The organism is Rubinisphaera italica, from assembly GCF_007859715.1.
GTDB lineage: Bacteria > Planctomycetota > Planctomycetia > Planctomycetales > Planctomycetaceae > Rubinisphaera > Rubinisphaera italica.
Genome location: NZ_SJPG01000001.1, coordinates 129,210 through 142,076, shown reverse-complemented (window position 1 = coordinate 142,076; position 12,867 = coordinate 129,210). Strand labels below are relative to the sequence as shown.

At 48.9% G+C, this 12,867-nt stretch carries 9 protein-coding genes; 3 read left to right on the top strand and 6 right to left on the bottom strand.

What is annotated here, in order from left to right; translation table 11 throughout:
- The first annotated feature begins 392 nt into the window (after window positions 1-392).
- Both Pan54_RS00575 and Pan54_RS00570 read left to right on the top strand, forming a co-directional pair.
- A complete protein-coding gene (locus Pan54_RS00575; RefSeq protein ID WP_165441500.1) occupies window positions 393-620 on the top strand; it encodes a twin-arginine translocase TatA/TatE family subunit in 228 nt (75 codons plus the stop codon).
- A 63-nt stretch (window positions 621-683) separates the two neighbouring features.
- On the top strand, window positions 684-953 hold the full coding sequence (locus Pan54_RS00570) for a Sec-independent protein translocase subunit TatA/TatB (protein ID WP_146501561.1): 270 nt from the start codon (window positions 684-686) through the stop codon (window positions 951-953).
- A gap of 103 nt (window positions 954-1,056) precedes the next feature.
- Here Pan54_RS00570 and Pan54_RS00565 read toward each other — a convergent pair whose 3' ends face one another.
- From Pan54_RS00565 to Pan54_RS00555, 3 genes are all read right to left on the bottom strand, one after another.
- On the bottom strand, window positions 1,057-1,350 hold the full coding sequence (locus Pan54_RS00565; RefSeq protein ID WP_146501560.1) for a hypothetical protein: 294 nt from the start codon (window positions 1,348-1,350) through the stop codon (window positions 1,057-1,059).
- A gap of 123 nt (window positions 1,351-1,473) precedes the next feature.
- On the bottom strand, window positions 1,474-3,402 hold the full coding sequence (locus Pan54_RS00560) for a hypothetical protein (protein ID WP_146501559.1): 1,929 nt from the start codon (window positions 3,400-3,402) through the stop codon (window positions 1,474-1,476).
- 246 nt (window positions 3,403-3,648) lie between these two features.
- Window positions 3,649-4,545: an ROK family protein gene (locus Pan54_RS00555; RefSeq protein WP_146501558.1), complete on the bottom strand. Its 897-nt coding sequence runs from the start codon at window positions 4,543-4,545 to the stop codon at window positions 3,649-3,651.
- Window positions 4,546-4,758: 213 nt separating this feature from the next.
- Here Pan54_RS00555 and Pan54_RS00550 point away from each other — a divergent pair, with 213 nt between their 5' ends.
- Complete coding sequence (locus Pan54_RS00550) at window positions 4,759-6,147, top strand: hypothetical protein (protein WP_146501557.1); 1,389 nt, start codon at window positions 4,759-4,761, stop codon at window positions 6,145-6,147.
- Here the strand turns inward: Pan54_RS00550 and Pan54_RS00545 are convergent.
- From Pan54_RS00545 to rpoC, 3 genes are all read right to left on the bottom strand, one after another.
- Window positions 6,113-6,574, bottom strand: coding sequence for a hypothetical protein (locus tag Pan54_RS00545; protein WP_146501556.1), 462 nt, complete (start codon window positions 6,572-6,574; stop codon window positions 6,113-6,115). The two genes, Pan54_RS00550 and Pan54_RS00545, sit on opposite strands and share 35 nt — an antisense overlap.
- Before the next feature lie 512 nt (window positions 6,575-7,086).
- Entirely contained in the window at window positions 7,087-8,319 is a 1,233-nt protein-coding gene (locus Pan54_RS00540) for an LL-diaminopimelate aminotransferase (protein ID WP_146501555.1), read from the bottom strand.
- 133 nt (window positions 8,320-8,452) lie between these two features.
- Window positions 8,453-12,826 (bottom strand): DNA-directed RNA polymerase subunit beta', encoded by a 4,374-nt coding sequence (rpoC, locus tag Pan54_RS00535; RefSeq protein WP_146501554.1) that lies wholly within the window; start codon window positions 12,824-12,826, stop codon window positions 8,453-8,455.
- Window positions 12,827-12,867 lie beyond the last annotated feature (41 nt).

The window sequence follows — 12,867 nt, the reverse complement described above, 5'->3', positions numbered from 1 at the left end:
GTGGGATGGTCATAATTTTTATACCGCTCAACCTTCCTACTCCCCTGTGGGACATGCCGGGTGGCCAGCTTGAGCATTTCTCGCTATTGAATTTTCAATAGCTGCCATGCGATGCTCGCAGATCGGTTTCGCCAGATTACGTTGAATCTTTCTGAGTTGAACTGTTATTGGGTCGAATACTCCCCACAGCTTGAGCGTGAAAGACTCCCTCTCCAAGCCTCGGTTCAATTCAAGGTTCGATCAGGAATTAAGAACGGTTCCCAATCGACGCTCTGTCTGCGAAGTCACGATGTTAACTGTCCTCAACGAAGTCCACCCCGGACTCAAATTATATCACTGCTCAATTTGAGTAGATTTCCCTCAATTTCAGGTGAAAATTGGAGAATTGAATCATGACCTGTTTAGGTTTTATCCCCGGAATGCCGGGTGGCATTGAATTGATTATTCTGCTGCTGATCATCCTGTTACTTTTCGGCAAACGACTTCCCACAGCGATGTTTTCTGTCGGTAAAAGTATTACCGAATTCAAAAAAGGGATGACGACAAGTATCGATGAGAGTCTGGATGACGATTCTGAGAAATCGAAATCGGAAAAGTCTTCAGAATCGTCCAATAGCTAATTTTTTAAGTTCATTACTCTAATTTATTGCGTTGAGATAACGCTTAATCTCGGGAGAGAGACCATGTTTTCACCCGGTTGGACCGAAATGATAATCATCGGCTTCATTGCATTGCTGTTATTCGGCAAGCGGTTGCCGGAAGTGGCCCGGAGTCTCGGGCAGGGGTTTGTCGAATTCAAACGCGGCATGACATCCATTGAAACGGATATGCGTAAAGCGGCTTACAGCGAGCCGGCCCCCGCTAAACCTGTCGAAACGAAGCGAGTCGAGGAAGATTTGCGTCCGACAGCCGACAAGTTTGAAGCTCCAGAACCTCCTCGGCAGGACGATTGAGGCACCGGTTTCGGTTTTAGAGAAGGTAGGACAGGCTCTTGCCTGTCCATTTATAGGTGCCAACGGACATTAAGACAGGCTGGAAACCTGTCCTACCGGGTGTCTACTTTTTCATGAGTCGATACGTTTTTCCGCAGCCGCGACAGGCGTGATTTTCAATCGTGCCTACAACCAGATATTCAGCATGGCAACTCGGGCACTGGAATTGTCCACCATCTTTTAAGATGTGTTCGAGAGGTGCATCGCTCGTGCGTCTGCTCTCGGCTCTGCGCTCTCGACCTGCGTATTGATTCGTTGTTAGAGTCCCTTCACCATCGGCTTCCCTTCGTCCGGTTGGTGTCGTTCTTCGTTCTATCAGATTCTGCAATGCAGCAGGCAATTCCATGTGATCGCTCATGTTTGTTTCCTGACGTTATCAAGATAAAAATCGATTGTTAAAAATAAAAATTAAGGATCATCAAGTTCATCTGTTTCGAGCACTGTTGATGACTTAGTCATTATACGGCTCTGGATGCGGGAGTTAATCCCCCTGGCAAGGTTGTCGAATTCGCAATTTTGCGGGATTGTTTCGCGAATTGAGCAATTCAGGTTCTCCACGGGGGACTTCCAGTAATGGCCCATAGAGAAGTGGTGTCATTGAGCGATTCAACTGATCCTGATCAACGCAGCGATAGTCACCCTGATAGGGAACGATACGGGGAATCAAAGTAATCACGATTTCATTACGTTCTTTGTCTTTTGTGCGGCGTTGAAATCCATAGCCAATGTATTTCAGGCTTCCAATGAATGGGATTTTTGATTGGCGGTCGGAATTGATCTCTTTAATCAATCCTCCAATGACAACCCCATGACCATCCTGCACCATGACAGTAGTATCCACTTCCGTTGTATCCTTATCGGGCAGGCCTGTTGACGGATTCACGAATCCAGTAGAGACTTCCGGTTTGACCTTCATCAGGATTCTGCCGTCATCGCTGATTATCGGAGTGACGTTCAGCACGACACCGACATCCAGAAAATCGACATTTTCGACGGTACTGGTTTGCGTAACCGTCGTCGTTTTATAGCCGATTTGTTCACCGATCTGAATTTTGGCTTCCTGTCCATTCAGGACCAGAACTTTAGGGGAAGCGAGAGTTTTTGAGTCTGTTGTATCCTGAATCGCTTCGATCACATTATCGATTTTGCCTCCACTGATATTGAGCAGAAAAGCCGGGCTGGCCATCGGGTTGGCAAAACCACCTGAGGAAACGGAGATATCCGCTCCAGCCAATTGCGATATATAGGACAGATTGACCCCGTGCCGACATTCATCATCCAGTTTAATCTGCATGACATGCGCTTCGATGAGCACCTGACGGGGCGGACGATCGATATTGATTACATAGTTTTCGACGCGTGAAACATACTCCGGAAGATCTTCGACAATAATCCGTTCCTGAGTGCGGCGTTTATCGAGGGCATCGGTTTCGTGAATGAAAATTTGCCCGACAGGCGAGAGCAATCCTGTTACAACTTTTTCGACTTCAGAAGCGGAGACAAAGTTAAGAGGAATGACGCGCATTTGTCGGCCCTGTACATAGGGACGGACGTCGGAATCTTTACTGATTTTAGTGATCAGAATGATGTTTTTCTGCAAAACCCAGGTGCAACCTGTTGTGGCCAGAATGTTGTCGAGTGCATCCTGAAGGGGGACGTCCTGTAGAGACAGCGTAATTCCCATCTCCAGATTTTCGCTGAGAATGACGTTCAAACCATGCTGCTGAGCAATCATTGTGACGACAGCACTGAGCGGAGCATCCCGGGCAATGATCGTTAAATTCTCGCCAGTCCGTTCAATTTGCAATTGGCTTGAGGCGACTGGCGGAATCATTTCAATATCGAAATAGGCCGGTCCGTTTTGTCGGGGAATCGCAGGTCCGGGATACTGGAAGGGGTCAGGTGCAAGTTCCGGTTCTGGAGCAGGATTGCGTACCGTTGAGAAGTTCTGAACGGTACTTTCCTCGGCAGGCACAAACGGGATTTTTAAATCAGCAGGCAACTGATTAATCGCATCTTTTGTGTCAGGCCAGGGAACATCAAATGGAATGAGAGGATCCACATTCTGGAAAACCTCATCACTCAACAATTGAAACTCCGTCTCTTCTGAAGAATCCGGCTCATCTGAAATTTGGTGAGTTGAGGTTCCCGCCTGTGCTACAAAATTCGCTCCGGCTTGTCCCTGTACAGAATTCGTTTCTTTGCGTTGCTGTTGGGGCAAAAATCGAATTGACTCGACACCAGGCGACTTTGTGGTTTGGGCTCTCTGATCAGTCGTCTCAACGACTTCAGATTTAAAAGCAGAGGGCTCAAACCGAGTCGCTGACTCAGTTTGACATCCGATCAGTATCGAAATCATCAGCAGGCATCCGCTGAAAAATCGATCGCATTGTCGAACAGTCCCACGCATCGTATGAAATTCAGCCAATCCAGAGATATCGATGATACTTTTCAGGGAAAATAACCCTGCGCATGCTGCTCGAAGAGCATATGTATCATTGAGATCGACCGAAACGACCGTTGGAATTGGCGCAATCGAAATAATCGTTACAACGAACGGAGATCTTGCAGTGAACAACGCAATTAACCGATAGAGCTTCCTCAGGTTGGATTACCGTCAAACTTGCCTTATGTTGCCCAGCTTCCAGTTGAGCCGTTATCCATGCAAATGTTTGGCCAGTGCGAATGCACCAAGAACTCCAGATTCATTCCCAAGTCCCGGGGGGACGATGAAATCATCGAGACCATCGATAAGGGTGGGCGATTGAATGTAATCGTTAAGGAGTCGTTTCACATGTTTACGGATCAGCTCATGCATTTTCGGCTGTTCCATCACACCGCCCCCCATAATGATTTTCTGAGGCGAAACCGTACAAATGTAATTGAGAGCTGCATAAGCCAGATACTCAGCTTCCAGGTCCCATGCGGGATGATCGGGTGGCAACTCAAAGCCTTTTTTCTTCCAGCGATCTTCAATCGCCGGACCACAAGCCAGTCCTTCCAGACAGTCGCCATGGTAAGGACATCGTCCGGGAAAGGGATCGCGTTCCAGATCGTGTGGGATGCGAATGTGACCGACTTCGGGATGGATCAACCCGTGCATTAATTCCCCATTGATCATGCCTCCGCCGCCAATACCGGTGCCGATGGTCATGTAAATAAAGGTATCGAGTCCGATGGCAGAACCCCAGGTATGCTCTCCCAGAGCCGCAACATTCACATCGATATCGAAAGCGACCGGCATCCCAAAGGCATCGCTAATCGGCCCTACAAAATTGGTGTGACTCCAATTCGGTTTGGGAGTCGCGGTGATGTAGCCAAACGTTTCGGAATCTGGACGAGGATCAACCGGACCAAACGAAGCGATGCCAATCGCTTCAAAATGATGCCCGGCGTCCTGTTGATGACGGAAGAAATCGATCGTTCGCCGGAGAGTTTCTTCAGGAGTTGTTGTGGGAAAACGCTCGATTGCTTCAATTTCACCAGGTCCGGAACCAACCGCACAGACAAACTTGGTTCCCCCTGCTTCAATTCCGCCGTAAAGTGTTTTCATGATGATCTCTCTCCAAGTGTCTCGACAACGATTGTAAATTCTGATGAACGCTCTCTATTTATTCTAACGCATACTGTAATTGATCAAGGACCTTGTGATAATCCTCTGTGATCCCTTTGACTAGGAAAAAAGAACGGGAGTGACCTCCCTGATTGTTCTACACATTTTCTTTCGATTGATTTCAGTCGAATTGTTTAAAGCACAAATAGACAGATGAATTCCGAAACACCGACTGCTGCACAACCCATTGACGGGCAAAGCATGTTGACTACGACATCACTCAGCCTTTTAACGTTGATATTACTTTTTATTCAAATTGCATTCACCTGGCCGTTATGGAACAACTCTCACAACTATCCTCTCATCCCATTAATTGGTTTAAAGCTTCTGATACCAGCTTACGGAGATTTGTTCTCACTAATCATTCTGGGCTGTACAGCGACGAGTCTGGTGATTGAAAACATCTCGCGAATGGCAGCGAAACTCTCTCCGAGAAAACTCCGAAACAATAATCTTACGCAGACTTCTGCTGATGTGCAGCATAACCGACAGCTGGCGATCAATAGATTTCAAATTCTCTGGTTCATCCTTTGTGTCTCTCTCGGCTTTCTGATTTTGACGAATCAACATCGACTTCAAGCCTGGGCCTGGCAAATATTATTGTACGGAATCTGCTTTTCTGCCTTCCGACCTGCCAACTCACTCAAGTGGATTCGTCGAGTGACAATCAGTATCTATTTTTATTCAGCGATTTCGAAGCTGGATGCCTCGTTTCTGCAAACACACGGACAGGTTTTACTGGATGGGACCCTGAAACTGCTACCCATCGAAATCGATCTCTCCGAGTCGATGCGAACCGTGATCGTTGGGCTGTTTCCGCTAGTGGAACTTCTGATTGCCTTGCTGCTCTGCTTCCGTTTCTCTAGGCGCTGGGGCTGGCGGTTGAGTCTGATGTTGCATTTCGGTTTGATACTGATTCTCGGACCATTCGGGCTGAATCATCATTTGCCAGTTTTAGTCTGGAATGCATTTTTCCTGTTGCAGAATTCTATTTTATTCGCAAGTGTGAATTTCCAACCAGATAATACTCGTAATGACGGACATCAAAACAAACGCCGCAGAGAATATATGGGACGAATAGCGATTGTTGCGGCTTTGCTGTTTCCAGCAACAGAATGGTTTAATCTCTGTGATGTATGGCCGGGCTGGGGTTTATATGCCTCTCGTGGAGCAAAGGTTCAACTATATATTGAACGTGAAGCCTTGAAAAACCTGCCTCCGGAAGTCGCTCAGCATTGTTTCACGACAGTCGTTTACCCCGACCATGTTCGGCTCGATCTGTTTCGCTGGTCATTTGCCGAAACCCATGCCCCTGCTTATCCCGAAGATCGATTCCTGACCGCAGTCGCACTGGCAACTCTCCAGAATTATGGAATAAAAGACCGGTTTCTTTACATCCATTCCAGCACGGCTCATCGCTGGACAGGGGAACGCGAGCAGATTGAGTTTTCAAACTTGAAAGCCCTGCAACGCTTTGCGAGTGGCTTTTTACTGAATACTCAGCAAGTCAAATCTGAGGTTGAGGAAAATCTTCGCGACTGATCGTTCGACTCGTCACGACCGGTTCTTCTTCGGGCGTCTGACGAAACAGATGGATATCACAGCGGTCGTACGCCTGAAGTTCGACATGATTCGCAGCCATCTGCAAAATCGTTAAGACATCATTTTCATAACGTTCCGGTTCGCGTTCAGGATTATATTCGATTCGGATCACAATTCGCAGAATGGAATCGATATCACGATGCAGGCCATGCTTTCCCCCTTCGACCCTTGGATTTGAGTCTGGAAACTTTTCGCCTAAAGCATCGGTGAGTGACCGGAAAGGACGTGTGTGTAATTCCCAGTAAGTCCATAAGCCAACGGAAACGGAGATCGCAAACAGGAACATCACTGCAATCAACCAACGCCCCCGAGTCGGATAGACAGGCTGATCTTCCAAAGCTTTAGGATGTTGAGGGATCTCCGTCATGGACACAATTTGTTTCCGAATAATTACAAGCACGAAGCGCAAACGAGTGTATCGAAATGAAATAAGACGGAATCGCTCGTGCACCTGACAATCTGGGGACTACGCTTCACTCCGCCTCCAGCCACCCGGGTGTGATTATTTACCGGTTTTCATCAGGAAGTAACCAGTGTTCTTAAAAATTGTTGAAGTTCTCCGGCTTTTTATTTGGAACGCGGTATCGAAGGGTGCCGTTTTAACGCACTTAATTCTGACTGTTATCACACGAGTATGAGTCATTCTCGTCGAACTCGACTAGTGCATTTCTAAATGCAGCGTGCCTTCGCATGTACGATTATTTGCCTAAATCGCTGCATTTGCTCAGACAGAACGCGGAAATTTGATTTTGGAAATGCGCTAGTGGATCGTTCCGATTAAAACTTCAGGTTGTGTGCCCTGTTCCGCAGGCCGTTTGCCTACTCACCGATGCTGAATTTAAACGATATTTTGGATAGACAGTCACCTTGTATTGATCGTTAAGAAACAATCTTCTGGAATCGTTTCACGGCTTCTTCGATATTTTCCCGGCTATTAAACGCACTCAGACGGAAGTAACCTTCGCCCGAGGCTCCAAAGCCACTACCGGGAGTTCCGACGAGATGGGCTTTGTTGAGCAGTTCATCAAAGAAGTCCCAACTCGTGAACGCTTGCGGCGTCTTCAGCCAGACGTAAGGAGCATTCACGCCGCCGTAAACTGAAATGCCAACCGCTTCCAACCCTTCTCGCAGTAGACGAGCATTGTCCAGATAGAAGGCGATCAACGCTTTCGACTGTTCCTGCCCTTCTGGGGAATAGACCGCCTCAGCACCACGCTGCACGATATAAGAGACGCCATTGAACTTGGTTGATTGACGACGGTTCCACAACTGATGCAACGAAACCTGCTTCTCAGTGCTTGTCGTCACCATGAGGGATTTCGGCACGACGGTAAAGGCACAACGTGTTCCCGTAAAACCGGCATTCTTGCTGAAGCTGCGAAACTCAATTGCGACTTCCTGGGCTCCCTCGATTTCATAAATCGAATGGGGAATTTCCGGATCGGTGATGAAGGCTTCGTAGGCAGCATCAAAAAGAATCAGAGCATGATGTTCGCGGGCGTACTCGACCCATTTTGTCAGTGTCTCTTTCGTCGCCACAACACCAGTCGGATTGTTGGGATAACACAGATAGATGACATCAACCGGTTCATCCGGCAATTCTGGAGTGAAATCATTTTCAGCGGTGACAGGCAGGTAAATCAAACCTTGATAGCGACCTTCGCTATCAGCCGAGCCGGTATGCCCGGCCATCACGTTCGTATCGACATAAACTGGATACACGGGATCGAGAACGGCAATGTGATTGTCTTTCCCCAAAATATCGAGGATATTCCCCGTATCGCACTTGCTGCCATCGGAGATAAAAATTTCATCGGCTGAAATCGTCACGCCACGGCTGGCAAAATCGTGCTCGGCAATTTTGTCTCGAAGAAACGCATAGCCCTGTTCCGGACCATAGCCTCGAAACTTCGAGCGATCTCCCATTTCATCGACAGCAGCGTGCATCGCTTTGATGACTGCCTGAGGCAATGGTTCGGTAACATCGCCGATCCCGAGCTTGATTACCTGGGCATCAGGATGGCTCTCTACAAACGAATTGACTCGCCGGGCAATCTCCGGAAACAAATAGCCCGCTTTGAGCTTCAGAAAGTTCTCATTCACCGCTGTCATTGGGAAGCACCATTTCAAGTTCAGATTTTCTACAGTGTGATCATTGCCGTTAACTGGAACATGATATGAACAAACAGCAGACACTTGTCTGCTGTTTGCGTTCTCTTAAATCTTCAATATCAGGCGATCTTGACTATTCGCCGTCAGGAACAACACTTCCCAGGCCAGCCCCGGGAGCAGGTCGTTCGTGAGTCATTGTGGAAGGAGCAGGTGTATGAGACATCCCTGAGGATTGACCGGCACCGTTGCCATCTCCACCCATCTGGTTCAACAGATCCATCCGAGCCGCCAGAATACGTTCCTTCTCTTCCTGCAGTTCCTGCAGAGCTTCTGGTCGAATTCGAACTTCCGATTCCTGATGAGTATGGAAACCCGTTCCAGCTGGAATCAAGTGTCCCAGAATGACGTTTTCTTTCAAACCGACAAGGTAATCCCGTTTCCCAGCCAGAGCAGCCTCGGTCAGCACCTTGGTTGTTTCCTGGAAACTGGCTGCCGAGATAAAGCTTTCACTTTGGACGGCTGCTTTGGTAATTCCCAGCAACTGAGTACTTCCGACCGCAGGGTGAGGAGCTTTGCCGATTGCGATCTGGCCACCTTCGGCTTCGATCTGGGCATTCACCTCATCCAGTTCCTCTTTCTGGACGACATCGCCTATTTCGTATTCGGTATCTCCAGGTTCCGCAATCCGCAGACACTGCTGGAGACGATCGATCGAGTGTCGGAATTCGATTTTGTCGACCAGACTTCCTGGCAACAAATCGGTATCACCCACATCGTCGACCTTCAATTTTCGCAACATCTGAGAGACCACGATTTCGATGTGCTTGTCATCGATACCCACACGTTGGGCTCGATACACATTCTGAATTTCGTGCAACAGATATTCATGCACGGCATTCTCACCGGAAACTCGTAGAATATCGTGAGGAACCAACGGGCCACGAACCAACGCATCTCCTGCGACCACTTCGTCTCCACTGTGGACCAAAAGCTGTTTACCGTGAGGAATCACATGTTCGACTTCGGTTCCATCGGGTGAGCGAACCACAACAATTCGTTTACCACGTTTCTTCTCGGCCAGAAGTTCGACGACGCCGTCAATTTCTGCCAGAACAGCCGGGTCTTTCGGCTTACGAGCTTCGAACAGTTCGGTTACGCGTGGCAGACCCCCAGTAATATCCTGAGTACCGCCAGATTCACGAGGCAGCTTACCAAGAACCGTACCAGCAGTAATTTCTGCTCCTTCAGTGATCTCCACAGTCGCCCGTTCCGGCAGATAGTAGAAGTCGAGAATTTTTCCTGTGCCATCTTCCAGAATGATCTGAGGATGCAGGTCACCCTTATGCTCGATAATGGTTTTTCGAACGTTACCCGACCGATCTTTTTCAGATCGAATCGTTCGACCTTCGATGATATCGTCGTAGCGAACCTTACCGCCCACTTCCGCCAGAATCGGCACCGCATGAGGGTCCCACTGACAGATCACCGTATTCGGCTCAACTTGCTGACCTTCGGTCACCATCAAAATCGAACCGTTCGGGATACGATACGATTCAATCTCGCGATGCTTCGCATCCATCACAACCGCTTCACCGTTTCGGGTCAGCACGACGTTGTGACCTTCGTTATTAACAACGGTACGGATACGGGCGTAACGAATGTAACCACCCTTACGACACTTCAGTTCGCTTTCTTCCATGTCTCGCTGGGCAACCCCACCGATATGGAACGTTCGCATCGTCAACTGTGTACCCGGCTCACCAATACTCTGAGCCGCAATAATTCCAACGGCCAAACCATCTTCGGCCATCGAGCCTGTTGAAAGATCCATACCATAACATTTGCGGCACATGCCCAATTCCGCTTCGCAAGCCATCGGGCTACGAACCTGAATTTTCTCAAGGCCGAGATCTTCGATTTTCAGAGCTTTCTCAACCGTAATCAAATCGCCTTCACGCACGATCACTTCGTCCGTAATCGGGTTGACGATATTCGTACGACTGACACGTCCGCGAATCGCGTCCGCCAGACTGACTTCAACGTTCTCACCGCGGTAGACAATCCCCTTGGTAATCCCCTGAGTCGTGCCGCAATCTTCCATCGTGATGACAACGTTCTGACAGATATCTGCCAGTTTACGTGTTAAATAACCACTGTCGGCGGTCTTGAGAGCGGTATCGGCCAAACCTTTACGAGCTCCATGAGTCGAACTGAAGTACTCGAGTACTGTCAGTCCATCCTTAAAGCTCGCCTTAATTGGCGTTTCAATAATTTCACCGGATGGCTTGGCCATCAGACCACGCATCCCTGCCAGCTGGCGAATCTGTTCAACACCCCCTCGGGCACCCGAGTCTGACATGAGGAAGATTGGATTGACATAGCGACCTTCATCGCGAATATCGTTTTCCATTTCGACCATCATCTCGGAAGTGATTTTTTCACGAACACCACCCCAGGTATCGAGTACTTTGTTGTATCGTTCCTGGTTCGTAATGATCCCGCGATCGTACAGCTTCTGCTGTTTGAGAACGATGGATTCGGCTTCGGCAATGATTTTTTCTTTGCTTGGTGGAGTCACCAGGTCACTGGTACCGAATGACAAACCACTGCGAGTCGACGACCGGAAACCGGCATCTTTCATGCGATCGAGAAGTTCAATCGTATGACGACGTCCCATTTCCAGATAGCAGTCGGAAATCACGTTGGAGAGATCGCGACTTTTCATCGTCCGATTATAGAAGGACATGCCTTTGGCGACGATCTCTTCGTTGAACATGACACGACCAACAGTCGTTTCAATCAGACCACCGGACTTGAAGCTTTCCGCCCCATCCCCCTTAACCTGAACACCTTTCGGCAGGCGAAGTTTAATGACCGCATGACGGGATACCTTACCTTGTTCATAAGCCATGTAGACTTCATTAACAGAGGCAAAGATCAAACCATCACCCTTGAGTCCTCCGCGACTCAGCGTCAGGTAATAGCAACCCATCACGATATCCTGAGATGGCGTAATGATCGGTTGACCGTTGGCCGGGCTGAAGACGTTGTTTGTTGACATCATCAATGTCGTCGCTTCAACCTGCGCTTCAATCGACAACGGCAAGTGGACGGCCATCTGGTCGCCGTCGAAGTCGGCATTGAAACCCTTACAGACGAGTGGATGGACTCGAATCGCGTGACCTTCCACCAGAGTCGGTTCAAAGGCTTGAATGCCCATTCGGTGTAAAGTCGGTGCACGGTTCAACAGGACCGGGTGATTCGTAATCACCTCATCTAGAATATCCCAAACGTCCTCATCTTTACGTTCAAGCATTCGCTTGGCGGACTTAATCGTATCGGCATGACCGAGTTCTTTGAGTCGGCGGATCACGAACGGCTGGAACAATTCCAGGGCGATCTTCTTCGGCAAACCACACTGGTGTAGTTTGAGATCGGGACCGACGACAATCACACTACGAGCCGAGTAATCGACACGCTTACCGAGCAGGTTTTCGCGGAATCGTCCCTGCTTACCCTTGATCATATCCGTCAACGATTTCAGCGGTCGGTTCGAAGAACCGAGCACGGGGCGTTTACAGCGTGTATTATCGAACAATGCGTCGACTGACTGCTGCAGCATCCGTTTTTCGTTGTTGACGATGACCTGCGGTGCGTTCAGATCGACCAGTTTTTTCAACCGGTTATTTCGATTGATAATTCGACGATACAGATCGTTCAGGTCGCTCGTGGCAAAGTTACCCGAATCGAGCAGAACGAGCGGACGCAGTTCCGGCGGAATGACAGGAACAACATCGAGCACCATCCACTCAGGGCTGTTCGGGCTGTCTCGCAGACTTTCCACGATTTTGAGCCGCTTGGTCAAATCACGGATTTTCTGCTGACTGTTCGTGGTTTTAAGCTCTTTGCGCAGCTTCTCAGACTCTTCAACAAGGTTGATCGCCTGCAGCATCTTCTTGATGGCTTGAGCACCCATCTCGATTTCGAACGATCCTTCGCCATACTTATCCCAAGCTTGTCGAGCTTCGGCTTCGGTCAGCAACTGACCGAGTCGCAGGGGAGTATCGCCCGGATCGATAACAACGTAGTCCTGGAAATAGATGACTTTTTCCAGACTGGTCGTTTTCATATTCAACAGCGCGCCCAGACGGCTCGGCATCGATTTAAAAAACCAGATATGCACAACCGGTGCAGCCAGTTCGATATGCCCCATACGCTTACGGCGCACGCGAGAGTGAGTCACTTTCACCCCACAACGATCGCAGATCATCCCTTTGTATTTCATACCGCGGTATTTGCCGCAGGCACACTCCCAGTCCTTTTCAGGACCGAAAATTCGCTCGCAGAACAATCCATCGCGTTCTGGACGATACGTTCGGTAGTTAATGGTTTCCGGCTTTTTGACTTCGCCAAAAGACCAGCTGCGGATATCGTGTGAACTTGCCAGGCGGATCGAAATCGAGCCGTAATCGTTGACGCGTTCGTACTGCATCTCACCAGTGCTCATAGATCAGTTCCTTGTCGGGTGAGGAATGTTATATTCGAGAG

Excerpts from the sequence above, each read along its gene's own strand:
- Pan54_RS00575 (WP_165441500.1), top strand. The coding sequence starts at position 393 with ATGACCTGTTTAGGTTTTATCCCCGGAATGCCGGGTGGCATTGAATTG.
- Pan54_RS00570 (WP_146501561.1), top strand. The coding sequence starts at position 684 with ATGTTTTCACCCGGTTGGACCGAAATGATAATCATCGGCTTCATTGCA.
- Pan54_RS00565 (WP_146501560.1), bottom strand. The coding sequence starts at position 1,350 with ATGAGCGATCACATGGAATTGCCTGCTGCATTGCAGAATCTGATAGAA.
- Pan54_RS00560 (WP_146501559.1), bottom strand. The coding sequence starts at position 3,402 with ATGCGTGGGACTGTTCGACAATGCGATCGATTTTTCAGCGGATGCCTG.
- Pan54_RS00555 (WP_146501558.1), bottom strand. The coding sequence starts at position 4,545 with ATGAAAACACTTTACGGCGGAATTGAAGCAGGGGGAACCAAGTTTGTC.
- Pan54_RS00550 (WP_146501557.1), top strand. The coding sequence starts at position 4,759 with ATGAATTCCGAAACACCGACTGCTGCACAACCCATTGACGGGCAAAGC.
- Pan54_RS00545 (WP_146501556.1), bottom strand. The coding sequence starts at position 6,574 with ATGACGGAGATCCCTCAACATCCTAAAGCTTTGGAAGATCAGCCTGTC.
- Pan54_RS00540 (WP_146501555.1), bottom strand. The coding sequence starts at position 8,319 with ATGACAGCGGTGAATGAGAACTTTCTGAAGCTCAAAGCGGGCTATTTG.
- rpoC (WP_146501554.1), bottom strand. The coding sequence starts at position 12,826 with ATGAGCACTGGTGAGATGCAGTACGAACGCGTCAACGATTACGGCTCG.